Consider the following 22,100-nt stretch of genomic DNA (forward strand, 5'->3'; position numbering starts at 1 on the left):
GACGAATGCCCAAGCCCGAATGACGAAGAAATGCCCAATGACTAAGCCTCAAGTGGATAGCCATCGTTCATTGGACATTGCTCATTCGTCATTCCTTGGTCATTCGGATTTCGTCATTGGACATTAATCTCATGCCTTTATCCAAATCCGCTCAACTCAAACGCCTTAAAGCCATCCGACTCTTCCTCTGCGACGTGGATGGTGTATTGACGGACGGTACCATCATCATGGGGCAGGGCGTAGAGTTAAAACGCTTCAGCATTCAAGACGGCCTCGGCCTGCGCCTTTTGCAAAAGGAAGGTATCAAAGTCGGCTGGATCTCCAACCGTCCATCGACTGCTACGATTGAACGCGCCAAGGATTTAAAGGTCGATTACTTACACCAGCAAAAAGCAGGCACCAAGACCCAGGCCGCTGAAGACATGATGAAGCAGGCGGGTGTGACGTGGGAGCAGGTCTGCTACATGGGGGATGATATCGTGGACCTGGCTGTGTTGAAGCGAGCAGGCTTTGCCGCCGCCGTGGCAAATGCCATTGCCGAGGCAAAGGATGTCGCGCACTATGTCACGAAAGCTCCCGGTGGTGATGGTGCCTTGCGCGAAGTTTGCGAAATGATCCTGAAAGCGCAAGGTTACTGGAAACCGCTGGTGGAAGAATATTCGCGATGACGAACCGCCTGGACAGATGGCTAAGGCAAAACTGGCTCCTGCTAGTGCTGGCGGTGCTTGCACTGGGTCTGTTCCAAGTCGCCGCGCAACCGCAGATGGGTGGCAAAGGAAAGGGTATCAGCATCCCCGGTTACGATTCTCAAAATCGTCTGAGCTCGCTGCTCTACGCCAAGGAAGCCACTCCAAAAGGTAATCAACTGGTGGATATCAACGGGGTGAAAGCCGAATTATATTCCTACGAGAACGGTGTCAAAACCACCAACATCGTCGTGAATTCACCCAGCTGCCTGTATGATCAAAAAGCCAAAGTGGCTACCTCCGACCAGCCAGTCCAAGCAAGCAGTGGCGATGGTAAAATCAAATTGAACGGCGTGGGTTTTCGCTATGATCAGACGGATTCGAGGATCATCGTTTCTAACAAAGTCGTGATCGAGATCAACCGGGACATGGTCGTGAAGAAACAAGGGAAATGAGCATGAAACATTTGTTTAAATTATTTCTGGCGGTGGTCGGCATCGCCATGCTGGCAAATTCTGCGCTTGCGCAGACGCAGAAAAAGACCAGCTCCATCAAGATCGAGGGCAACTATCTCGAATACACGACCACCAACCGTGTTTCCATAATCACGGGAAAGCCGGTGATGGTGAAAGATATCGAGTCCGGGTTGCAGCTCAACTGCGAAAAGCTGCGTGTGCTCTGGTCCACCAATAACAGCGGTATCGACAAGGCCTACGCTGAAGGAAAAGTCATCATCACGATCACCGACAAGGACGGTTTGCACACCGCCACCGCCGGTCATGCTGAATACGATGGCAAAACCGACATCATCACGCTGACCGATAACCCCGTTTTGGAAGATTCACTGGGCTGGTTGCGCGGTGCGGAAAAAGTTTTGTATGAGCGGGCTGCGAGCAAATTTTCCGCTGTGAACGGGAAGATCCAGATGGAAGTGAAGATTCCGACCCCAGATGTGAAGAAACCGGCTGCACCCGGACAGGAAAAGAAGTAGCAAGGAAGCCGATGAGCCTGTTGCGTACTGAAAATCTGGCGAAGGAATACAGCCGTCGCCGCGTGGTCAATGGTGTCTCCATCAAGGTGGAACCCGGCGAGATAGTAGGCCTGTTGGGTAAAAACGGTGCGGGCAAGACCACGTCCTTCAACATGGTCGTCGGCCTGGTTCGTCCTGACGAGGGAAAGGTGCTTTTTGAGGACAAAGAGATCACCGATCTGCCGATCCATGAGCGCGCGAGAATGGGTGTGGGTTATCTGACCCAGGAACCGTCTGTCTTCCGCAAACTTTCCGTGGAGGAAAATATTCTGGCCATCCTGGAGACGTGCAAACTCTCCAAAGAAGAGCAAAAGATCCGCCTGAAATACCTGCTGGAGGAACTGGATCTGACCGCTTTGGCCAAGAGCAAAGCCTATCAACTCAGTGGTGGCGAGAAACGCCGCTTGGAGATTACCCGCGCCTTGGTCACCAGCCCGCGATTGCTTTTGCTGGATGAACCGCTGGCTGGCATTGATCCGATCGCACAATATGAAGTGGGCAAAATCGTCAAACGTTTGAAAGAGCGTGGACTGGGTTTGTTGATCACCGATCACAATGTGCGCGAGATGCTCAAGCTCATCGATCGTGGTTATATCATCCACAAGGGTGAAGTGCTGGTGCAGGGCACAGCGGAGTTCCTCGCCAACGATCCCAAAGCCCGTGAGATTTATCTCGGCCCGGATTTCAACATGTAGTAGCTTTCTCAGGAGCAGTAAGCGGCACGCCTCATGGATAAAAAACCGTTCAAACAGGATGTCGTCACCGTAGAGCAGTTCTACACCAGCCATCGTGGTGAACTTGATCTGCGCCTCGTCGCGGGTGCCAGTGGTCTCAAGAAGGTCATCAAAGAGCCCACCGTAAATCGTCCCGGTCTCGCACTCGCCGGTTTTACCCGTTATTTCGCCAGCAAGCGCATCCAGGTTATCGGCAGCGCGGAATCCACTTTCCTCAAATCCCTGACGCCTGAAGAACGTGAGAAACGGTATGAGAACATGTTCTCATATCGCGTTCCGTGCATCGTCTATTCACGCAATATTCAGCCGGACCGTGAACTCTTAAAAGCGGCTGAGAAGGCGAATATCCCCATCTTCCGCACTCCGCTCATCACCATGCGCTTCATCAATCTGGCGACCATCTCGCTGGAATGGATGTTCGCCCCGCGCGGCACGGAGATGGGCAGTATGGTGGACATCCTCGGCATGGGTGTCATCGTCAAGGGCGAGAGCGGCATCGGTAAGAGCGAGTGCGTGCTGGCTCTCATCGAGCGCGGTTACAGTTTGGTGGCGGATGACATCACGAAAGTCACTTTATTCGATGGTCGCCGGGTCATGGGCACCAGTGCCGAAATCACCCGTGATCACATGGAAGTTCGTGGTATCGGTATCATTAACGTAGCCCAAATGTTCGGTGTAAAAGCCATCCGACGCGAAAAACAGGTAGATCTGGTCGTCAGCCTGAAAGCATGGAATGACGTCCCAAACGTCGATCGCCTAGGCATGGAGGATGATTTGGTCAAGATATTGGGCGTGGATGTGCCGCACATCACTATTCCTGTCCGTCCCGGCCGCGATATCGCTCGATTGGTGGAAGTCGCTGCCCTGCAACAACAATTAAAAGCTGCCGGTCATAATGCTGCACAGGAGCTCAATGAGCGCTTGATCGCCCGGATGACAAAAGGTGCGAATTTATGAAATCACTTGGCAGTTGGCCAAAGTGGCTTACATATTACCCGCGCGGATGAGCAGTAATCGTAAAACAGACAAAGACGACGATATGGTGACGAAAGAACTCACGGTCATCAACAAGTTGGGCATTCACGCACGGCCAGCGGCCATGTTCGTGAAGGTCGCCAACAAGTTTGACTGCGATATCTTCGTCGAAAAAGACGGCGAGCAGGTGAACGGCAAGAGCATCATGGGCCTCATGATGCTGGCGGCAGGTCCCAGCAGCCGCATCACCGTGCAAGCCCACGGCACCGATGCCGAACAAGCCGTGCTGGAGATCGAAGCCCTCCTCAAACGCAAGTTTGACGAAGAGTAAGCCGTAGCCGCCGAGATGAGGCGGCGGAACTTGCTTTGTATTGCAGGTTTGCTTTCCCCTCAAAAGGCTTGGAACTTGTTTCACCCCTCCCTAATCTTCGCGGCATGTCTGCGGATTTTGATATCCATTACGTGGCCAACTTGGCCCGCATCGCTTTGACTCCGGAAGAGGAAGCCAAGCTGGGCTCCCAGCTCGGCGGCGTTCTCCAATATATTGAGAAGCTGGGCGAGCTGGATGTCAGCAATGTCGAGCCGACCGCACATTCTTTCCCGCTCGTGAACGTGGTGCGTCCTGATGAGGTGCGTCCGTCCCTGCCGCACGATGATGCCATGAAGAACGCGCCGTCCAAAGGTGGTGGTCTGTTCCTGGTGCCGAAGATTGTCGAGTAATTTCAGCGTTTTCCCGTCATGTTGAACCGCCTCACCATTTCCGAAGTTGCCGCGAAACTGTCCCAGCGCGAAGCCAGTGCGCGCGAAGTGACGCAAGCCTGCCTCGACCAGATCCAGCTCGTGGACGGTCAGGTGAAAGCCTTCCTGAGCTACGACTCCGCCGACGCTCTTGCCCAGGCAGCCGCGATCGATGCCGCCATCGCGAAGGGTGCAAACGCTACGGACAAACCCTTGCTCGGCGTGCCCATCGCCATGAAGGACGTGCTCAGCGTGAAGGGACAGCCGCTCGGCTGCGCTTCCAAGATTCTGGACGGCTTCACCGCTGTCTATGACGCGACGGTTGTTGAAAAATTGAAGGCAGCGGGTGCGATCGTGTTCGGTCGTTTGAACATGGATGAGTTTGCGATGGGCAGCTCCACGGAGAACTCGGCTTATTTCACCACGCGCAATCCTTGGGATACCTCACGCATTCCTGGCGGTTCTTCTGGCGGCTCCGCTGCCTCAGTGGCAGCGAATGAATGCATCGCCAGCCTCGGTTCAGATACCGGTGGCTCCATTCGTCAACCAGCGGCTTTGTGCGGTTGCGTAGGTTTGAAGCCCACTTATGGCCGCGTTTCCCGTTACGGCCTGGTGGCGTTTGCTTCCTCGCTCGATCAGATCGGGCCGTTCACGAAAGACGTGCGCGATGCTGCTACCTTGCTGGAAGTGATCAGCGGTCATGATCAGCGTGACTCCACGAGCATCCCTCAGCCGGTGCCGCATTATCGCAGTGCGCTGACGGGGGATATCAAGGGCTTGAAGATCGGTCTCGCCAAGGAATACATGATCGGCGGCTTGGACCCTGAAGTGAAAGCCTCTGTTGATTCCGCTGTAAAGCAGCTCGAATCCATGGGTGCTGAGATCGTGGAAGTAAGCCTGCCGCACACGGAATACGCCGTGGCGACCTACTACATCGTGGCCACCGCCGAAGCCAGTGCGAACCTCGCGCGCTTCGATGGCATCCGTTACAGCAAGCGCGTTGAAGGCATCAATCCTTCCGAGCTTTACAAGAAAACGCGCGGTGCCGGTTTCGGCACGGAAGTAAAGCGCCGTATCATCCTCGGCACATATGTGCTGAGCAGCGGTTACTACGATGCTTTCTATCTGCGCGCCCAAAAAGTCCGCACGCTCATCCGTCAGGACTTCGATAAGGCTTTCGAGAAAGTGGACGTCATCGTTACTCCGACTACGCCTACTGCCGCTTTCAAAGCTGGCGAGAAATCTGCCGACCCGTTGCAGATGTACCTCTCGGACATCTTCACCATCTCGTGCAATCTCGCGGGCAACTGCGGTCTGAGTCTGCCGTGCGGTTTCACCAAGGAACCGAAACTGCCCATCGGCCTGCAAATGCTTGGCAAACCGTTCGGTGAAGAAACGCTCCTGCGCATCGCCCACGCCTACGAACAGGCGACGGGTTGGCACAAGGAACGCGCGCAATTGGGTTGAGAAAACGTTTAGCTGACGATAACTGGCCTTCCCATCCACACATCTTTGGCGATGTTTGCCAGATGTCCACTGCCGGGCTGCGCATGGATGAACCACGCGCCGGATTGTTTCAGCAATCCCTCATCGTGTAGTTGAAACTCCACCGCGCGTTGTTCCCACACGGGATGCCAGATGCGGAATCGTCGTTTTACTCCACAATGGCACGTGTAAGCTGTATATCGTTCCAATAGAAATTCCGCGAGCGATCCGTCTTCACAAGGCTTCGGCGCGATTTCTTGTTGCAACGCCGCATTGATAAACGCTTGGCGGTTTTCACCACAGAGTCTGAGATCAAGGTGCCCCGATGTGTCATCAATCCGGCGGTCAGCCGCAGCGTGGTGATATGGCAATCCATATGCAGGACGCCCAAACGGGATGCTCAACTTGTTCGAGAGAAATTCCTGCATGAAATAGATGCCGGGCTCTCCGCGATGCGTCACATACGCACGCACATTGAGAAAATGACTTCTCGTGAAGGGGCGAAGCACGGTTTCCGTCAGGCTCGGCGCTTTGAACAGGCGCAAACGCTCCAATTGAAAGGATACCAAACTGACAAAAGCCCGCCCCTCATAGAGATCGAGAGGGAAGGGGACTTCACTTTGCAATGCCTCGGCATTCACCTCGAAATGCAGGAAGAACAATCCCACCCAGTCTGCTATGAATAGCGGCTCACCCGGTAGCGAAAGCATCCGCGCCCGTGCTTGGTTGCTCAGGTTTATCGTCACCCTTTGCTCGACGTCTATCGCATTCATAGCTTTCGCCGTCGCTTTCCCTTGCAGCGCAGCAATCTTTGGCTGCGGGTTATGCGAGCATCCTGTTCGCTGTCATCACGGATTGCGTTCCAAATCTTCCAACGCCGCCCTTACTTCACTAAACCTGAACTGAAACCCTTCACGTGACAACCTGTCTGTCACCACGCGACGGCTCTTGTCACCACCTCACGCTCCTTGGCTGAAAAATACTTCGCGAGCAGCCTTCCCAGAAATCCGGTACCACCTGCGATGATGATTTTCGGTTTAATGCATTACCCTTTACTGCCTGGTTGAAGCTAAGCCCTGCCAAAAATCGCCTGCCAGCAAAGGCAATCCTCCCTCCCAAATCCTTTCGGTGCAGGCAGACCTTTTCGAATCTGCGTTTCGCTGAATGGAATGCGGGGCTTTAGATCTTCCGGTAATTTTTCAACATAGGGCAGAGGAATGGTCACGCCTTCCGATAGGATTCGCACTTGAGCCGTAGCGATAAGAGGTATCGTCATGACGCGTTCCAACACCCATCCAAACGCGTAGTGAAACCACAATGGAGCGCGAAAGAAAAATGGCCGTTTGCCCGCGACCTTCGCCACCCGGCGCACCGCTTGGCTTAAAGTCAGTTCCTCGGGTCCTGTGACCGCCATGGTCGCTTTCGCCAGCCGTCCTTTCACCAGTGCTGCCTCTAGAATGGTTGCTACATCTTCCACGGCACAAGGGCGCACCAATTGTTCATTGAAGCCTACAAACGCAAAGACCGGAAACGTATGAAACGCATGGCTCAAATGGTCTAGCATGTGATCGCCATCACCATAGATCACGCCGGCCTTGAGGATCGTGTAATCCAATCCCGATGCGCGGACGATCTCTTCTGCGGCCCATTTGGATTCGTGATAGCCGGAACCGCAGTCGGGCCGAGCACGAAGGAAACTCATGAGAGTGATCCGTTTCACGCCTGCCTTTTGCGCAGCAGTAACCACGTTTCTGGTCCCTTGCACATGTACATTCGCATAGGTTTGTTCACCGATTTCACGGTTGATGCCTGCGCAATGAGCTACGGCATCACAACCTTGGAATGCTTCCGTAAGTGCGGCCTCATCACTGGTGCCAACTGGCCGGAAACTGATGTGCGGCAGTTGCGTAGTGGTGGTGTCACGCTTATCAGCACCGCGTGCGATGAGCACCACTTCATGACCTTCCGCCACCAGCCTCCGGGCCAGATGTTTCCCCACAAATCCAGTTCCACCCGTGATCGCGATTTTCATAGATTACCACCTTTCCATGCCGCTACGGCATACACCGCTGTGAAATAAACAAACACCGCGTTCGTACACCAATAACCTACGTGCATCATCTTGCTGGTGAGGTAAGGCGTCATATCAAAGATGAATACTGCAACGACGATGCGCAACAGCCAGAAGAGGGCGAGGAAGGTCAGCACCCCGCGCGCCATCGTCGTGCCCATGACCAGCTCCGGTGCCATGACGTATGTGAATAGTCCGAACCCGATCACGCAGGCGCCGATGAAGGTGTAATACACCCAGAACAGGCTGTTGATGAAAGGTGGCAACGGCCCCAGATGACGTTTGAGACCGACAACTTGTGGCATGAGCAATCCAGCACTGAGGATGCCGAGATGCATCAAGCCAGCGGCTTTTAGCAGAGCGATAAGGAGTTCAGTATTCATAGATCAGGTGATGGTTTTCAGCATGGGCAAAATGACGTTGTGCAAGAACGGCGGAGGAAAGAGCAGGGCCACGGGACCAGCCGTGACCAGAAACACAAAGCACCAGCCTTTCGCCCCATGACCGAGTTGTAAGCGTTTGCCAAAATCACTGCGTTCCATCTCCACACCCAGTCCTTGCAGCAGAAAGTAAAGGGTTGGCAGACCGTAGCCGCCACCCGCAGGCACGGTGATGACCAGTTCATGGATCAAGCCTGAGGCTAGGAAGACCAGCAGCATGGCGGTGCGCACACCGAACCTCTTCGTGGAAGGACGAAAGATGTAACGGTGCATGAGATCGTGGAAGCCGCTGTTCCAGCGACGGCCCCAGAACTCTGTGAGGCTCGTTGCACGGGTAGGGTTATCCATCAAAGGCCGTACTGCGATGTGTCGTGATTGCCAGCCAAGAGCGAGTAAACGAAATAAGCCGAAGTGCAACAGCAAGATGACGCCCAGCATGCCGATGATTGCACGCGGGATCCAATGCACTTCATTGATTCGTGGCACTACGATCCAGATCAATGCTGCTCCATGTAGCGTTCTGAAGAGGGCAGTGGCCCAAGCTTTCATGTTAGGTGTTATGAAATCTTTTGCCTTCTGCGTGAATGGTTTTGGGTCCATGCCCGGCCACAAGAGCAAGTAACCGAGTGTGCGGAAACCATGCGTCGTGATAAATGCCGGACCGGCCTCCACCAAGGTCAGAACCTTGCAGCCGAAGTAGAGTGCGAAAGCCAAAGCCCACATGAACATCCACGCGGGCAATTGCTCCTTCACGCTGAACGGCAACGCCGTCAGGCACAGGAGCAACAAGGCTGCGAGGATTCTATTCATAGTCGCATTCATGGCATATCCAGAAAGGGGATGGTGCGGTGATAAACTCGTCGATGGATCTTGCAGTGTCCGCCTGTGCAATGCCGGTGCTCCGCCGTGTAACGATAGATACGGTTCAGCAGCGGATAGATGAGCGGCAGCCGCGCCACGGGCACCAGCCAGCGGGTGAGCAGACCATGCCGCGCGAATTCCAGATAAGCCTCCACGCCGCGTAATACCCGGCCATCCGTGCAGAGCAGGTGCATCTCCTCCATCAGGTCAGCTCGCGTCACCTTCAGCGTCGGGGCGACCCATGTGACTTGGAGCGGCATGAGTTCAAACCCGCGTCGATGGAGCAGGGGGCCGAACTGCCGGGCCAGGTTCTGGCACATCGGGCATTCACCATCGAAGAACACTGTTCCGTTAATCGTATCTGTAATTTCAGTATTCACAGAAATTATTTTCAAAAAAATTAAACTTTCTTCCGCCGCTTCAGAATACCCGCTGTCATTAACAACCCGCCGCCGATTACCACTGCGATCACGGGTTGCCTCATCAAGAAAGTCATGACAATGAGAGTCCCTAAGACAAGTGTCTCGAATCCAATGACTTTAGCCAGTGGAGGCATAACATCAGCTCCCGCCGATTCCTAATACCCGCAAAACCTTGTCGCCCAGCTTCACAAAGCGCACCACCGCATTCGTAGGCCAGGCGCGCACCTGTTGATACCAAGCCGTGGTCGTCTCAAAGAAATCCCGCATCGCATGGATGCGCTCGCTGGTGTACGTATCCTTCGCCTTCTCATCTTCCAGTTCGATGAGGCATTCCCGTAGCATCGTGAGGGTGGGATCGATTTCCCGCTTCTTTCGCTCATCTAGCACCACTCGGAACATTTCCCACACATCCTTCATCGATTCAAAGTGATCTCGTTTGTCACCCAATACATGCACCAGCTTCACGATGCCCCAGCCCTGAAGTTCCTTCAGGCTATTGCTCACGTTTGAGCGAGCCACAGCCAGCGTCTCCGCGATCTCTTCCGCGTGGAGCGGCTTAGGCGAGAGATAGAGCAGGGCATGAATCTGAGCCACCGTCCTATTGATACCCCACCGCGTGCCCATTTCTCCCCAATGGAGGATGAACTTCTGCTGAACTGGGGTCAGGGTATTCATGTGTGTTCCGTTATTTCTGTCTAAACAGAAATTAGAGAACATTGGGTCAATTGTCAAGAGAGTGTTGATTTTGAAAAAAGCAAAGAGCAGGCGATGATTTCCGCCTGCTCCTGATTAAATTATGTTGAAGAGCCGATTATTTGGCGTAGTGCCGCACGATCAAATCGTTCTGAATCCACAACAGCTTGCTAAAGGCTCTGATCGCAGCAGCTTTCAGATCATGGGGAATGTCGAATCCCATGATCGTCGCATTCACCGCGTCCGCTACAAAGCCCATGAGGGAATTCATCTGGATGAGCGGAACATCGAGGTGCGGATTGCCCGCTTTTGGGGTATGCATTTTGCCGACGAAATCGAGGTAGTTCACCAACTTGCCGTCATAGGGCGCGGTGACGAGCTTCTCGAGATAGCGGGCGAGGTGCTGCTTGCGGAATTGGATCTGTGGGTGATCCATAGTGAGGGATTCCACCGAGAGAGGCGTGTCTCCTGTGTAGCCTGCCTGGCGTGGGACGAAATGGCGCCAGGTTGCGTCATAGCCGATGAGCTTGGCGTAAACTGCATCCACCAAGCCAGGGACCAGTGGGGCGAGTAACGGAGCTGCACTGTGAATGACTTTGATGTCATCGTCGCTGAACCCGATAAATTCACAGAGATAGTTAAAGCGATATTCCAAGTCTGTCTCCAAACGTGCCTCGTCAATCTTCTTCATTTGTTGTCTTTTATTTAGTTGTGATGTGCTGATGCAGTCAGCATTTGTTCCATCAGAGTGGACCTGTTAGATGGTTTGTTCACCGCTGGGTTTGTTGAAAGATGTACATAATTTGCATCTATTGGAAAGGATTTTCCTGAATGAGCCATGCGGAGTAGGAAGAACGGCGGGGGTCAATGCCAAAATGGCATAGCGTTGAAAAAGTTGCGACGGTGGAGAGCGATATTTAGCTCCACCACCGCCGCAGTTGGTGAACAATCACCTTAAAGCACGGATTATGACTTCAATGATCTTCCGCCCATCGTCATAAAGAAACCGACGATGGCAGAGACGATACCGCCAACCAGCAACCACATGGATTTATCTGTGGGGTTGCCAGTGAATGCCCGGGAAACATCCGAGCTAAATGAGTCAGAAGCCTGTATGCCGAAGACGACCAGCACAGCACCTGCGACTAGCAGGGCGATTCCAAGATACTTGTTCATAATATAGCCTATTATTGATTGTTGAGATTGTTTGGACTCTTGCTGTTTAGACACTGCGGCGACCGCCAATCAGCGCCACCAAGAAGAATACGATAAACACCAGGAACAGGATCTTTGCGATTCCTGCAGCCGCGCCTGCTATGCCGGAAAAACCTAGCACGGCAGCAATCAGAGCGATGATCAGGAAGGTAATGGTCCAGCTTAACATATTTATCCTTTCACTTATTTGTTTTAACTTTCTTACCCTTTAATAGCGTTGAGTGGGCCAACTTCATCTCAGGTGCCTGATGTGTGTGTAATTTGCTTTTTATCAATCACTTGTGAAAATGTGGTAGCACTTCATTGAAGGCGTTGCTGGCAGGATACGTTTCAAAATCACTAGGCTTCATTGCGTTTTGCATGATGAATGATCGGCTTCTTTGGCTGCGACCTCAGGTGGCAGTTTGCAGCTTCGATGAAGAAATGGCCGGTAATTGTTCTTCGCTGGCACTGCTGCAGTAGGCACGTAATTTGACTTGGGCTTCCAGAAGCGTGGTGGCCGATTCCATCAAGTGATTATTTTCAGGAAGTCCTTTGATCTGTGTGACAGATCCCCAGCAGCCTATGACAACCGGTTTCGCCGGCAGTTCTTCGTTGATATGCTGGTACATTCCTTGCGCAAGGAAGTCAGGTTCATCCGAAACTATGCCCAAACAAATCACCTTGGGTGAGAGTGCTGCGAGTTCTGCCGCCCGTTGACTTGCATCCAGATCAGCAGAGATCACAGGCATAAAGATATGTTCACTTCCTAAGCTGTCCGAGAGGAGCAAGAGAGCCATCTCATCGATTGCATCTTGGGCCGGACAGCCCACCACCAATGGCCGGGTGGTGATCTTGGTCTGCGGAGAGTCATCGGGTGTGCTCTTGATACGGCTTTTCTCCATCAACTGCCGGATAAGCAAGAGTATCTGGTGTCTTGTTTGCAGCGGGAGCAACCCCGCTTTCTCATCATGGCGGCACGCCAACAAAGTCGGCAGGATTAGCAGATCAAAAAGTTCTGTGCGCGTATGAGTCTTCAAGAAATCTTGGACGAGCAACAGGGCTTCGTCTGAATTCTGCGCCACAAGTCTCTGATAAAGTGCCTGGTGAGGTGTCAAGGCAGCTCGGCTGCCCAACAGATGGCTGATGAAATTCAGTTCGGGTATGCTCTTGCAAATCACCATCAGACAGACCGTCAACGGTGCAGCGAGCACAAGGCCCAGTGCCCCCCAAAGCCACGTCCAGAAAGCCATCATGACCAGCAAAGCGACTTCTGAAACGCCTATTCCCTGGCCATATATGACAGGCTCGAGCACCATGTTGTTGAGCAATTCCCAGCCCAAGATCAAACCGATCACAATGAGCGGTGAGACCCAACTGTTGAAGACCGCCAGACTCATCAACACGGGTGCCACGGCTCCCAGCACAGGTCCGGCATACGGAATAAAACGGGCTATGGCTGCCATAAAACCCCACAAAACAGCGTAAGGTAAACCGATCAGTGACAAACCGATAGCGATGCCAAACCCAAAGATTGCATTTAATATGCATTGTCGCACCAGATAGCGGCTGACCTTCTGGCTGATCTCTTCAATCGCTTTGGTTGTCATCACCAGGCGTTGTCTTCCAGCCAGATGTACCACACGATCGCGGAGATCTTCCCGGCGCAGCAGCATGAAAACCACAAGCACTACGACCAGACCAGCCGATCCAAGTTGCTCCATCAGCGAATCCAACACCGGATCTTTCTCTGCGATGGTGGTTTTTTCCTGAACTACAACCGGAGCATTTGTGCCGACAGTTGCTTCATCCGTCGTGTTGGTCTTGGATGGCTGATTCTGTTTAAGTTCATCCACAATCTCTTTGGCGATGTCTTTCACCTTGATGAGAGACTCGTTGTTGCTGGCACTACGGATGTCGGATATCTTTTGCCGTATGTTCTCGCGATAAGCAGGCAGATCGTCAGCTAGACTCTTCAGTTCCACCACAATCATCGTGCCTACCGTCGCTATCAGGGCAAAGGTCAGCACCACGGTCAATATGACTGATGGAACTTGCCCCAACCCCCATCTGCGCAATCTTGTGACGACAGGGGATAGGATGAAGGTGAGAAGTATCGCAAGAGCTATGGGAATCAATATCTCTCTTCCAAAGTAGAGTATGCCGATCACCAAACTGCCGCCAGCCAGTAACAGCAACGCCGAGAGGCTTCTTCTTTGGCTGGGGTTTTGATGGGTATGTTCCATGGCGAAATAAGTGAAAATGCAAATCAGGGCCGGGCGAAACGGGGTTTCGCCAAACGGCCCGCGTTCTTGACCGGCCGATAGTTACCGGTTGGTGGATTTGCCATCGCAGGCTTCATCAAGCGCTTTCCGGACTCGGTCTTCCGTTTCACCAGTACGTTTTTGGATGCGGCCTACGAGTTCTTCTTCTTTGCCTTCTACGAAGCGCAAATCATCGTCAGTTAGCTTTGCCCATTTCTGCTTCAGCTTGCCCTTGGCGATGTTCCAATTGCCTTTTACGACTAGAGTACTCATTTGTTTGATTGGTAGATTGATTTACATGGTTTTGCCGTAAATATTCAGTCTTACGGCCCCGATTCATTAAAATGGCGCAGTTTAGGTGCCATTGTTTCTGAGTTTTTACATATCTGGTTGATTTACAATTTGTTGCATCACTTTTTGAGTTATTTCTTTGCTCGGCTACACCTTGCTTTTTGCATAAGTTATTCAAAAAGCGATGCAATCTATCTACCAATGAAGCCAATGAGAGGTTCTTCAGATTGTATGATGAGCGGCCTTGTTACTTGAGGGAGTGAGGCTTTTATGCATATTGCAATGAACGAACGGGTGGCAGTGTGCATTTTTCGTGAAAGTGATTGCTGCAGCAAGTGGATTGTATATCTGTAAACTGCTCTGTTTAAGCATCTTGTGATTTTTTTTGTGGAGGCGCTTGGGCGGTATGATTTGAGCTAAGTAAGTTTGATTAGCACAGGTCCATTTGCCTGATAATCCACAACCTAACCCAACTACAAAGTAGAGCTTAGTATGACCAAGCAAATCCTTCTTTGCCTGACCAATTCTCCTTTGCATGCACACCAAGTCGTGGACTGGCTAAAACAGGAAGGATTCCCTGCAAAAGACATTTCGGCATGTGTTCCTGAAAAAAGAGGAATGATGACAGCTCAAAGGCAATGCGTAGAAATGGGTGGCAATGCATCTCGCAATGGTCATGTTGCTGTTCTCGGGCAGAAGTTTTTGAAATCAGCGAAGTCAGTTGTCAAAGGTTTGGGTGAGAATGCTGGTATCGCGAATTTGTTGATGGCCAAAGGATTCTCTGAACCCGAGGCGCGCAGCTATGAGGTGCATGTAAAAAAAGGAGGGATCGTGATTTCAGTCCATCCTGGCAGCCTTTCTAAGCTCCGCCGGGCCAAGGAAATTTTACAAACTGCCGGGACCCAAAACATCGTGGAATCAGGGGTGGCTCGAAATGGGCGGAATGCTTTGCAAGCGGAATTTGCCTGACATGAAAAACGGGAATGAATGTCAAGGCACGGAACCTGCAGGGCTATAAAGGTGAACAACTAACTTGTTAAAAATATGTTATACACCTTGGCTCTAATACTCGTCATCGCCTGGCTGCTGGGACTGGTTTCGTCATACACTTTGGGCGGTTTCATCCACATTCTCTTGGTCGTAGCCATCATCGCCGTATTGGTGCGTCTCGTCCAAGGACGCGGAGTTCGGGGCTGAAGTCCGGCAGCGATGAAAGCCCGAATGCAATAAAACAAGACCCATGAAAACAAATACCATGAAAAAACATACTGAAGCGGTCTCTACCGATCTGGAAACTTTGGCGGAAGACGCACGCGCACTCCTTGCGGCGACAGCAGACGTGGCAGAGGAGAGGGTGGTCGCGGCTCGGAAACGCATCACCGCCGTGTTGGATAAGGGCAAGGATGCCATTGAACATGTGCAGGATCAGGCCGTGGCGGGGGTGAAGGCGGCGGACAAAACCATTCGTGCCCATCCATATGAATCCATAGGCATCGCCTTGGGCGTTGGCGCACTGATCGGTTATCTTTTGGCACGCCGCAATTAGAATACTCTTATGGATGCATCTCCTGGGAAGTTCGGTCGCATAACATCTCTTGCCAGAAGGATGCTGCACCGGTTTCTCGCCATAGGGGAGAATCGTATTGAGCTCTTCCTGCTCGAGGTGCAGGAAGAGCGTGAGAAATTGGTGAAAGTGCTGCTTCTTGTCGTAGGCATGGCAGTATTCGGCTTGCTGGCAGGCATCGCGCTGACCTTGGCGGTCATGCTGTTTTTCTGGGAGCGCTCACCAGTGCTGGCTCTGGTGATAATGACTCTGATCTATGGTTTGATGGCCGCATATTTGTATCATCGTATGATGGCTTTGCAACGGGATTGGCAAACGTTGCCGGGAACGTTGGAGCAATTGCGAAAGGACCGCGAATGTCTGGATCAAAATCTGCTTTGAACTCCTTGGAGGCGCGGAAACAGCTTTTGTTGATGGAAAGCGAATTGAATCGCATAGAGTGCTGCAATGAACTCGCCACTTTAAAACAGGAAGTATCCGGAGTTGTGGAGGAAGGTCGCTCATTAATTAACACCGCCGGATTCGTCGTGGCGGGTTTCAGGGCGGTGCGCAGTTTCTACACTGATCGAAAGAAAGACCCCGAGGCCGGGGAACAGCCGGGCATATTCTCGCTTTTGCTGAGAATGATCATGACCGGTGCCTCCATTTGGAAAAAGCAGGACTTGGGAAAAGATTGAGGGATTTATGCTGAAACACACATACACGGCATTTCTGGTGATGTTGATGCTAGGTTGCATCATCAGTGATGCCCAGGCACAACTTGACCCCATGGAGCGGAGCATCGTCCATCTGGGATATGATCAATCGTTCAAAGGGCAGGGGCCGCAGGCGGCATATGCGTTCTACTACTATAACGACCCTGATTTCCTGGCGACGAACAAGACTCTCAGGCTTGTCATAGCCCCCGTTTACTTGGATGGTGAATTGGGCTTCAAACAGCTGATTTCTCCGAATACCGACTTCGGCATCGGTTTTAATGGTGGAGGGTTCAGTGATAATTTCTACGAAGTTCGCCAAGGACATTACTACAAAGAAGAGAGTTTTGATGGGCACGCCGGCGGACTTTCCGTGAACGCTTATCACCGGCTTAATCCTGACCATTCCATTCCCTTGAGCTTCGTCGCGCGCACAGGCTTCCGTTATTCGATTTTCGATGAGACTGACAGGACCGCTGGTAACTTCACAGTGCCATCAGACAATAAGGTCGGCTTCGTCCGTACAGGTTTGCGTTTTGCCGGGAAAGAGCCTGTGCTTTACCCGGACTTGGGGCTGGAAGTTTCCCTCTGGTATGAGCGCCAGCAGCGTTTTGACAGTGAAAATTTCGGCTATGCCGGTGAGCGTCCGGTGAAGTCGCACACAGATCTTTATTGGGTATACGCCGGGCTTAATTACGGCTGGACCAATACCGGGCATCACGTTTCTTTCTCTGTCACCGCAGCAGGATCTTCCAGTGCTGACCGTTTCAGTGCTTGGCGGTTGGGAAGTGTGTTGCCTTTGGGGGCGGAATATCCGCTGATTTTACCGGGCTACTACTATCAGGAGTTGACGGCGGAAAGATTCGTCCACCTTCATGCCAGTTACATGTTACCGCTCAGTCCGAGCCGGCGGTGGCAATTTCGCGCCGAAGTCGCCTCTGCGGCCATCGATTATCTGGATGGCTTCGCCCAACCGGATGTATGGCAGACCGGTGCCGGTGCCGGCATCGCCTATTCCCCTGAATCACAAAGCTGCCGGGTCGTGTTGCGATATGGATATGGCTTCAACGCCATTAGAGGGAGTGATGAAGGTGCGCACAGCGTCGGTCTGCTGTTCCAGTATGATTTTAAAGCCAGGAAACGGCTGGCCAAGGCCCGAGAGTAACAAGAATCTCCGCATGCTTTTGCCGGACTGATGTCAGGCGAAAGTGTTTTTGCGGCGGACGTTGATTTTAACTGATGAGCGCTGAGTTTTAGAGACTATGCTGCGTCAACCTGGCAACCAATTCTATAAAACCGTAGTATTGGTATGGCTTACCCTGTCAGTGGCAAGTGTGTTGCTGGCAGCACTGACGTGGTTGCAACTTTCCGAGCGTTTGGCAGCGGCGAGACGGGCGATTGTGATACGGACGGAAGTAGAGCAAGTATTGAAGATGCTGCTGGACGTGGAGACTTCGGCACGCGGGTTTGTCATCACCGGGGAAAATGATTTTCTTGTGCCGATGAAGCAGGCCCAAACTGCGCTTCCCGTCAAATTTGACTATCTCGCTGAGTTGACCCGCAATGACTCCGACCTGCTCAAGCGCATCATGGACCTGCGGGGAAAAGTCGAGCTGCACCTGAGCAATCATGATAAAATAGTGGCGGTACGAAGGGATCAGGGTTATCTGCCCACCAAGGCGCTCTTCAACGATGGGCGGGCCAGAAAATTGATGGATGAAATCAGGGATGAAATTGCCTCTATCCACAGTCTGCGCGCCCATCTTATCTCCGACGAGGGTGGCAAGGAGCGATCCCAACTCAGGCGTGCCAGTCTTACCAGTTTGGTAGCAGGCGTTCTCGGCATAGGTGCGGGGCTTTTCGCATTCTGGCTCGCCCGATCGACTCTGAAGCACCAAGAGAGGGAGCGCGTGCTGGTGGAGGCCAAACTTCAGGCGGAAAGGAACAGTGCTGAGAAGACTGTTTTCCTTGCAAACGTCAGTCACGAGATACGTACGCCCATGAATGCGATCTTGGGCTTTAGTGAGCTTTTGGAGACCGAACTGCGAGAGCCCAAGCCACGCCATTATGCCAAGGCGATCCGCTCCAGCGCCGGCTCCCTGTTGCAGTTGATCGATGATGTGCTCGACATTTCCAAGATCGAAGCAGGAGCTATGGTGCTCCGCCCGGAGCCTACCGACCCACGTGAGCTCTGCGAATTTGTCCGCACGGTATTTGCCGAGATAACAACACGAAAAAAGATCAAACTGATTTGCCATCCCGTGGAGGATATGCCGCGAGCATTGCTGCTGGACCGGCTCCGCTTGCGACAGATACTGGTGAACTTGGTCGGCAATGCCGTGAAATTTACAAATAAAGGCAGCATCGAGATGAAGGTCTCGTTTGAAAAGCAGCAACAAAGCGACAAAGTGACACTTGTTTTCGAAGTTCAAGACACAGGTGAAGGGATACCAAAAGAGAAACTTGACGCCATCTTTCAACCTTTTGTCCAAGGCGATGACGTGCGTGACAAAGAGGGCACGGGATTGGGGCTGGCGATCGTCCGTCGTTTGGCTGATCGCATGGGAGGCACCATCACGGTGGCCAGTATCGTCGGGCAAGGCAGCGTTTTCCATCTCCGGTTGCCGGACATCGCGGTTTCCCCCCGCATCCCCGAATCTTCCGTGGAGCCGGATGAGCCTGTGAATTTCAATGATTTCTGCCCTTCAAAGCTGCTGGTGGCAGACGACAATGAATTGAATCGTGAGCTGCTCGCCGGCATGTTCGCCGGTTCTCATCATGAACTGGTGTTCGCGTCAGGCGGTCTGGAGGCCATCGAGAAAGTCCGAAACATGCGGATGGATCTGGTGTTGCTCGACATACGCATGCCAGGAATGACCGGACATCAAGCGCTGGAAAAGATACGGGAAATACCCGGCACGGAAATGCTACCCGTGATCGCGGTGACGGCCGCCAGCACATTCCAGCAGAATGAATCTGCCAAAGTGAGGTTCAACGCCTTTCTTTCCAAACCCTTTTCCATGCGGCAGCTTTATGATGAACTGGCTCATTTCCTGCCCCGCCAGACGACGGCACAGACACCCGCATTGGTGGTAGAGCAGGAACTTGATCCGGGATTGCTGGGGCAGCTCGTTACACGGCTGCAGCAACTGGCCCAAGATGAATGGCCGGCGCTCTGTGGCACCTTGGGTGTGAATGAAGTCTCGGCATTTGCTGGAAAACTCGAAGCACTGGGCGGAGAGTTCACTTGCGCACCCCTGCATCAATATGCGACGAAACTCGCCGTGTTCGCAAATGCTTACGATGTGACTGAAATGGAAAAAAGACTGCTCGAATTCCCAAAGCTGATCGAGCGTCTGGAAGAGGCTATGCACGGAAAAGTATGAAATTGGGGAAAACATCTGACAATGCGGGGAACGATACGGTGAGCATGCCTGTCTCTGCTCGTGTACTGGTAGTGGATGATCAGCCGGTGAATATACAGGTCGTCGGCAACATCTTGGGTAAACTGGGGTATGAGATCGTGCCCGCTGCTGACGGCACCACTGCGCTCAAACGGATGGCATTGCGGACACCCGACCTCATTCTGCTGGATGTCATCATGCCAGACATGAGCGGTTTCGAAGTTTGCCGTCAGATCCGTGAGAACCCGGCTTGGAAAGATATTCCCGTCATATTCGTCTCGGCTGCGGACGACAAGGAGCTCGTGATCCGAGCCTTCAATGAAGGCGGGGTTGACTATGTCACCAAGCCCTTCAATCACGCCGAACTGCTTTCTCGTGTTAAAACACATCTGACACTTAAAGCCGCCCGGGACCGCTTGTATCAGCTCGCTGAGGACAAGGACGAGCTGTTGGGGATTCTGGCCCATGATCTGAAGAACCACTTGAGCGGAATGCAACTCAGCGCCCAACTGCTGAAGGACCGAATGGGGGCAGTAGAAAACCCGAAGACCATGCGGCTCGTAGATAACATGTGCCAGTCGACCGGACAGTTGCTTGTGTTTGTGAAGGAGTTTTTGGCCAATGCCTCAGTGGATCACGGACTTCAATTGCAAAAAAACCGTGTAAGTATGGCTGAAGCAGTGAACGGCATCGTGCTGGAGCATCAGGAGGCGTCCGCGCGGAAAAACCTTCAAGTCCTCGCCACCCTTCCGCAGCAAGATACTCACGTTTACGCGGACAGCACGGCACTTAACCAAGTTTTGGACAATTTGCTTTCCAATGCGGTCAAATTTTCCCAGCCCGACAAAGAGATCAAAATAACAGTACGTGTCGAAGGTGAACATGTGGTTTGCGTTGTGCAGGATGAGGGGCCTGGGTTTACCCCAGAGGATAAAAAACGTATGTTCCGACGTTATGGCCGACTTTCCGCCAGGCCCACTGGTGGCGAGCCTTCCACCGGACTGGGCCTGAGCATCGTAAAAAAACTTATGCAAGAGATGGGTGGCGAAGTGATCTGTGAAAGCGAACCGGGCGCTGGGGCCACTTTCACCCTCCGCCTGCCGGTGGCACTGAAATGATTTTTGGAGAATGACTTATGGACTTCCTTGTAATTGATGATGACAAAACGTTTCGGGAGGCAACCTGCATCCTGATCGACGATGAGAACCACTACGCTGAAGGCGCGCCGACGGGCGCTTACGCGCTCTCCCGTTTGAAGGAGACCAAGTTTGATGCGGCGCTATTGGATCTTCACCTGGGCGCCGAGGACGGTCTCGATATCCTGCAGCAGATCGTGAAGAGCCATCCCCAGCTTCCTGTGGTGATGTTTACCGCCGAGGGCAATGTGAAAACGGCTGTGGAAGCAATGCGCCGGGGCGCGGTCGATTTTCTGGAAAAGCCGTTTCAGCGGAAGGAATTTCTGATGGTCCTGGCGCGTTTGAACAAATTCCATCAGATGGGACAGCGCATCGAACGGCTCGAACGCGAAGTAAGTGAGACAAAATCACAATCCGGAGAGCCAATCTTCGACTTCACCACACCGCTGATGCAGCAGATGATGGAGGTTCTGCTACGAGCGGCTCCCACGCCAGCATCCGTGCTGATACTGGGCGAAAGTGGCACAGGCAAAAGCGTGGCGGCACGTGCAGTCCACCAGAACAGCCTTGTCGCTGAAAAACCCTTCATCACCGTGAGTTGCCCAAGTCTCTCAAAAGAACTGCTCGAAAGCGAACTCTTCGGCAGTGTGCGTGGTGCCTACACCGGTTCCGTCAAAGATCATTGGGGCAAAGTCAAGGCAGCCGAAGGTGGAACCCTGTTTTTGGATGAGATCGGCGATCTGCCGATGGAAATCCAACCAAAACTCCTGCGCTTGTTGCAAGAACGTGAATACGAACGCTTGGGGGAGAATGTCACGCGTCAGGCAAATGTCCGTGTCATCGCCGCCACCAACCGTGATCTAAGGAAGAGGGTCGCAGAAGGTGCATTTCGTGAGGATCTCTATTTTCGCCTCAATGTGATCAGTGTGGAGATGCCACCGCTAAGAGAGCGTCAGGAAGATCTTGTGAAGTTTGCGCAAAACTACGCTGCCCATTTCGGTTCGCAATGCCGTCGTCCCCAGATCGGATTCGCACCGGAGGCTATCACCTGTCTCCGTGCTTACTCATGGCCGGGCAATCTCCGGGAGATGCGCAACGCCATTGAACGCGCGGTCATACTTGCTCAGGACGACCACATAAAGCCGGAGGATTTCCCGGCCGAGATACGCTCACCAAACACAAGTGCCACAAACGCTTCAGAAGCGGTAGGAACGCTGATCTCTTTGGACAAGCTGGAGGAACTCCACATCAGAAAAGTGCTGGAGAAAGTCTCCAGCCTCGGTGAGGCAGCTTCAGTCTTGGGAATCGATCAAGCCACGCTCTACCGGAAGCGTAAAAAACTTGGATTAGAATAGCTATAGTATATATAGTTATAAAACCAGCCCTGCCAGGGCTGGTTTTTTTATTTCCTTACCGC

At 52.7% G+C, this 22,100-nt stretch carries 28 protein-coding genes; 17 read left to right on the forward strand and 11 right to left on the reverse strand.

Annotated features, from left to right (window positions below):
- Positions 1-131: 131 nt before the first annotated feature.
- The 8 genes from VGH19_12300 (at position 132) to gatA (ending at position 5,630) form a co-directional block, all read left to right on the forward strand.
- The gene (locus VGH19_12300; protein HEY1172145.1) at positions 132-668 is read left to right on the forward strand and encodes an HAD hydrolase family protein; all 537 of its coding nucleotides are present in this window, start codon (positions 132-134) and stop codon (positions 666-668) included.
- On the forward strand, positions 665-1,141 hold the full coding sequence (locus VGH19_12305; protein HEY1172146.1) for a hypothetical protein: 477 nt from the start codon (positions 665-667) through the stop codon (positions 1,139-1,141). Before VGH19_12300 ends, VGH19_12305 begins: the two co-directional genes overlap by 4 nt.
- Before the next feature lie 2 nt (positions 1,142-1,143).
- Positions 1,144-1,677: an LptA/OstA family protein gene (locus VGH19_12310; GenBank protein ID HEY1172147.1), complete on the forward strand. Its 534-nt coding sequence runs from the start codon at positions 1,144-1,146 to the stop codon at positions 1,675-1,677.
- Between the two features lie 11 nt (positions 1,678-1,688).
- Positions 1,689-2,411, forward strand: a complete 723-nt coding sequence (gene lptB, locus VGH19_12315; protein HEY1172148.1) for an LPS export ABC transporter ATP-binding protein — start codon at positions 1,689-1,691, stop codon at positions 2,409-2,411.
- 33 nt (positions 2,412-2,444) lie between these two features.
- The gene (gene hprK / locus VGH19_12320) at positions 2,445-3,407 is read left to right on the forward strand and encodes an HPr(Ser) kinase/phosphatase (protein ID HEY1172149.1); all 963 of its coding nucleotides are present in this window, start codon (positions 2,445-2,447) and stop codon (positions 3,405-3,407) included.
- Between the two features lie 46 nt (positions 3,408-3,453).
- Positions 3,454-3,756 (forward strand): HPr family phosphocarrier protein, encoded by a 303-nt coding sequence (locus tag VGH19_12325; protein HEY1172150.1) that lies wholly within the window; start codon positions 3,454-3,456, stop codon positions 3,754-3,756.
- Positions 3,757-3,860: 104 nt separating this feature from the next.
- Positions 3,861-4,145, forward strand: coding sequence for an Asp-tRNA(Asn)/Glu-tRNA(Gln) amidotransferase subunit GatC (gene gatC, locus VGH19_12330; protein ID HEY1172151.1), 285 nt, complete (start codon positions 3,861-3,863; stop codon positions 4,143-4,145).
- A gap of 18 nt (positions 4,146-4,163) precedes the next feature.
- Complete coding sequence (gene gatA / locus VGH19_12335) at positions 4,164-5,630, forward strand: Asp-tRNA(Asn)/Glu-tRNA(Gln) amidotransferase subunit GatA (protein ID HEY1172152.1); 1,467 nt, start codon at positions 4,164-4,166, stop codon at positions 5,628-5,630.
- Between the two features lie 8 nt (positions 5,631-5,638).
- Here the strand turns inward: gatA and VGH19_12340 are convergent, their stop codons facing one another.
- From VGH19_12340 to VGH19_12390, 11 genes are all read right to left on the reverse strand, one after another.
- Complete coding sequence (locus VGH19_12340) at positions 5,639-6,421, reverse strand: DUF2071 domain-containing protein (protein ID HEY1172153.1); 783 nt, start codon at positions 6,419-6,421, stop codon at positions 5,639-5,641.
- 296 nt (positions 6,422-6,717) lie between these two features.
- The gene (locus tag VGH19_12345; protein ID HEY1172154.1) at positions 6,718-7,680 is read right to left on the reverse strand and encodes an NAD(P)H-binding protein; all 963 of its coding nucleotides are present in this window, start codon (positions 7,678-7,680) and stop codon (positions 6,718-6,720) included.
- On the reverse strand, positions 7,677-8,102 hold the full coding sequence (locus VGH19_12350) for a hypothetical protein (protein ID HEY1172155.1): 426 nt from the start codon (positions 8,100-8,102) through the stop codon (positions 7,677-7,679). Before VGH19_12350 ends, VGH19_12345 begins: the two co-directional genes overlap by 4 nt.
- Before the next feature lie 3 nt (positions 8,103-8,105).
- Entirely contained in the window at positions 8,106-8,969 is an 864-nt protein-coding gene (locus VGH19_12355) for a membrane bound O-acyl transferase family-domain-containing protein (GenBank protein HEY1172156.1), read from the reverse strand.
- A gap of 8 nt (positions 8,970-8,977) precedes the next feature.
- Positions 8,978-9,400: a DUF393 domain-containing protein gene (locus VGH19_12360; protein ID HEY1172157.1), complete on the reverse strand. Its 423-nt coding sequence runs from the start codon at positions 9,398-9,400 to the stop codon at positions 8,978-8,980.
- Positions 9,401-9,580: 180 nt separating this feature from the next.
- Entirely contained in the window at positions 9,581-10,117 is a 537-nt protein-coding gene (locus VGH19_12365) for a GbsR/MarR family transcriptional regulator (GenBank protein HEY1172158.1), read from the reverse strand.
- Between the two features lie 136 nt (positions 10,118-10,253).
- A complete protein-coding gene (locus VGH19_12370; protein HEY1172159.1) occupies positions 10,254-10,826 on the reverse strand; it encodes a protoglobin family protein in 573 nt (190 codons plus the stop codon).
- Between the two features lie 275 nt (positions 10,827-11,101).
- Positions 11,102-11,311, reverse strand: coding sequence for a DUF3185 family protein (locus tag VGH19_12375; GenBank protein ID HEY1172160.1), 210 nt, complete (start codon positions 11,309-11,311; stop codon positions 11,102-11,104).
- 46 nt (positions 11,312-11,357) lie between these two features.
- Positions 11,358-11,519, reverse strand: coding sequence for a DUF1328 domain-containing protein (locus VGH19_12380; GenBank protein HEY1172161.1), 162 nt, complete (start codon positions 11,517-11,519; stop codon positions 11,358-11,360).
- A gap of 223 nt (positions 11,520-11,742) precedes the next feature.
- A complete protein-coding gene (locus tag VGH19_12385) occupies positions 11,743-13,575 on the reverse strand; it encodes an AI-2E family transporter (protein ID HEY1172162.1) in 1,833 nt (610 codons plus the stop codon).
- Positions 13,576-13,656: 81 nt separating this feature from the next.
- Positions 13,657-13,866 carry a CsbD family protein gene (locus tag VGH19_12390; GenBank protein ID HEY1172163.1) on the reverse strand — a complete coding sequence of 70 codons (210 nt, stop codon included), beginning with the start codon at positions 13,864-13,866 and terminating at the stop codon, positions 13,657-13,659.
- Positions 13,867-14,376: 510 nt separating this feature from the next.
- On the opposite strand from VGH19_12390, the gene VGH19_12395 reads away from it, so the two are divergent.
- From VGH19_12395 to VGH19_12435, 9 genes are all read left to right on the forward strand, one after another.
- Positions 14,377-14,853, forward strand: coding sequence for a hypothetical protein (locus VGH19_12395; protein ID HEY1172164.1), 477 nt, complete (start codon positions 14,377-14,379; stop codon positions 14,851-14,853).
- Positions 14,854-14,928: 75 nt separating this feature from the next.
- Positions 14,929-15,081, forward strand: coding sequence for a lmo0937 family membrane protein (locus tag VGH19_12400; protein HEY1172165.1), 153 nt, complete (start codon positions 14,929-14,931; stop codon positions 15,079-15,081).
- A gap of 58 nt (positions 15,082-15,139) precedes the next feature.
- The gene (locus tag VGH19_12405) at positions 15,140-15,430 is read left to right on the forward strand and encodes a DUF883 family protein (GenBank protein ID HEY1172166.1); all 291 of its coding nucleotides are present in this window, start codon (positions 15,140-15,142) and stop codon (positions 15,428-15,430) included.
- 9 nt (positions 15,431-15,439) lie between these two features.
- Positions 15,440-15,829, forward strand: coding sequence for a phage holin family protein (locus tag VGH19_12410; protein ID HEY1172167.1), 390 nt, complete (start codon positions 15,440-15,442; stop codon positions 15,827-15,829).
- A gap of 32 nt (positions 15,830-15,861) precedes the next feature.
- Entirely contained in the window at positions 15,862-16,125 is a 264-nt protein-coding gene (locus tag VGH19_12415) for a hypothetical protein (GenBank protein ID HEY1172168.1), read from the forward strand.
- A gap of 7 nt (positions 16,126-16,132) precedes the next feature.
- Complete coding sequence (locus VGH19_12420; GenBank protein HEY1172169.1) at positions 16,133-17,308, forward strand: hypothetical protein; 1,176 nt, start codon at positions 16,133-16,135, stop codon at positions 17,306-17,308.
- 97 nt (positions 17,309-17,405) lie between these two features.
- A complete protein-coding gene (locus VGH19_12425; protein ID HEY1172170.1) occupies positions 17,406-19,529 on the forward strand; it encodes an ATP-binding protein in 2,124 nt (707 codons plus the stop codon).
- 44 nt (positions 19,530-19,573) lie between these two features.
- Complete coding sequence (locus VGH19_12430) at positions 19,574-20,665, forward strand: hybrid sensor histidine kinase/response regulator (GenBank protein HEY1172171.1); 1,092 nt, start codon at positions 19,574-19,576, stop codon at positions 20,663-20,665.
- A 17-nt stretch (positions 20,666-20,682) separates the two neighbouring features.
- Positions 20,683-22,038 (forward strand): sigma-54 dependent transcriptional regulator, encoded by a 1,356-nt coding sequence (locus VGH19_12435; protein HEY1172172.1) that lies wholly within the window; start codon positions 20,683-20,685, stop codon positions 22,036-22,038.
- Positions 22,039-22,100: the final 62 nt, after the last annotated feature.

Source organism: Verrucomicrobiia bacterium (genome assembly GCA_036405135.1).
In the GTDB taxonomy this organism is placed as follows: Bacteria; Verrucomicrobiota; Verrucomicrobiia; order Limisphaerales; family JAEYXS01; genus JAEYXS01.

Excerpts from the sequence above, each read along its gene's own strand:
- VGH19_12425 (HEY1172170.1), top strand. The coding sequence starts at position 17,406 with ATGCTGCGTCAACCTGGCAACCAATTCTATAAAACCGTAGTATTGGTA.
- VGH19_12365 (HEY1172158.1), bottom strand. The coding sequence starts at position 10,117 with ATGAATACCCTGACCCCAGTTCAGCAGAAGTTCATCCTCCATTGGGGA.
- VGH19_12405 (HEY1172166.1), top strand. The coding sequence starts at position 15,140 with ATGAAAAAACATACTGAAGCGGTCTCTACCGATCTGGAAACTTTGGCG.
- gatA (HEY1172152.1), top strand. The coding sequence starts at position 4,164 with ATGTTGAACCGCCTCACCATTTCCGAAGTTGCCGCGAAACTGTCCCAG.
- VGH19_12340 (HEY1172153.1), bottom strand. The coding sequence starts at position 6,421 with ATGAATGCGATAGACGTCGAGCAAAGGGTGACGATAAACCTGAGCAAC.
- VGH19_12380 (HEY1172161.1), bottom strand. The coding sequence starts at position 11,519 with ATGTTAAGCTGGACCATTACCTTCCTGATCATCGCTCTGATTGCTGCC.
- VGH19_12395 (HEY1172164.1), top strand. The coding sequence starts at position 14,377 with ATGACCAAGCAAATCCTTCTTTGCCTGACCAATTCTCCTTTGCATGCA.
- VGH19_12385 (HEY1172162.1), bottom strand. The coding sequence starts at position 13,575 with ATGGAACATACCCATCAAAACCCCAGCCAAAGAAGAAGCCTCTCGGCG.
- VGH19_12305 (HEY1172146.1), top strand. The coding sequence starts at position 665 with ATGACGAACCGCCTGGACAGATGGCTAAGGCAAAACTGGCTCCTGCTA.
- VGH19_12400 (HEY1172165.1), top strand. The coding sequence starts at position 14,929 with ATGTTATACACCTTGGCTCTAATACTCGTCATCGCCTGGCTGCTGGGA.
- gatC (HEY1172151.1), top strand. The coding sequence starts at position 3,861 with ATGTCTGCGGATTTTGATATCCATTACGTGGCCAACTTGGCCCGCATC.
- VGH19_12390 (HEY1172163.1), bottom strand. The coding sequence starts at position 13,866 with ATGAGTACTCTAGTCGTAAAAGGCAATTGGAACATCGCCAAGGGCAAG.
- VGH19_12430 (HEY1172171.1), top strand. The coding sequence starts at position 19,574 with ATGCCTGTCTCTGCTCGTGTACTGGTAGTGGATGATCAGCCGGTGAAT.
- VGH19_12300 (HEY1172145.1), top strand. The coding sequence starts at position 132 with ATGCCTTTATCCAAATCCGCTCAACTCAAACGCCTTAAAGCCATCCGA.
- VGH19_12370 (HEY1172159.1), bottom strand. The coding sequence starts at position 10,826 with ATGAAGAAGATTGACGAGGCACGTTTGGAGACAGACTTGGAATATCGC.
- VGH19_12350 (HEY1172155.1), bottom strand. The coding sequence starts at position 8,102 with ATGAATACTGAACTCCTTATCGCTCTGCTAAAAGCCGCTGGCTTGATG.
- VGH19_12310 (HEY1172147.1), top strand. The coding sequence starts at position 1,144 with ATGAAACATTTGTTTAAATTATTTCTGGCGGTGGTCGGCATCGCCATG.
- VGH19_12435 (HEY1172172.1), top strand. The coding sequence starts at position 20,683 with ATGGACTTCCTTGTAATTGATGATGACAAAACGTTTCGGGAGGCAACC.
- VGH19_12410 (HEY1172167.1), top strand. The coding sequence starts at position 15,440 with ATGGATGCATCTCCTGGGAAGTTCGGTCGCATAACATCTCTTGCCAGA.
- VGH19_12345 (HEY1172154.1), bottom strand. The coding sequence starts at position 7,680 with ATGAAAATCGCGATCACGGGTGGAACTGGATTTGTGGGGAAACATCTG.
- VGH19_12415 (HEY1172168.1), top strand. The coding sequence starts at position 15,862 with ATGGAAAGCGAATTGAATCGCATAGAGTGCTGCAATGAACTCGCCACT.
- VGH19_12420 (HEY1172169.1), top strand. The coding sequence starts at position 16,133 with ATGCTGAAACACACATACACGGCATTTCTGGTGATGTTGATGCTAGGT.
- hprK (HEY1172149.1), top strand. The coding sequence starts at position 2,445 with ATGGATAAAAAACCGTTCAAACAGGATGTCGTCACCGTAGAGCAGTTC.
- VGH19_12375 (HEY1172160.1), bottom strand. The coding sequence starts at position 11,311 with ATGAACAAGTATCTTGGAATCGCCCTGCTAGTCGCAGGTGCTGTGCTG.
- lptB (HEY1172148.1), top strand. The coding sequence starts at position 1,689 with ATGAGCCTGTTGCGTACTGAAAATCTGGCGAAGGAATACAGCCGTCGC.
- VGH19_12325 (HEY1172150.1), top strand. The coding sequence starts at position 3,454 with ATGAGCAGTAATCGTAAAACAGACAAAGACGACGATATGGTGACGAAA.
- VGH19_12355 (HEY1172156.1), bottom strand. The coding sequence starts at position 8,969 with ATGAATAGAATCCTCGCAGCCTTGTTGCTCCTGTGCCTGACGGCGTTG.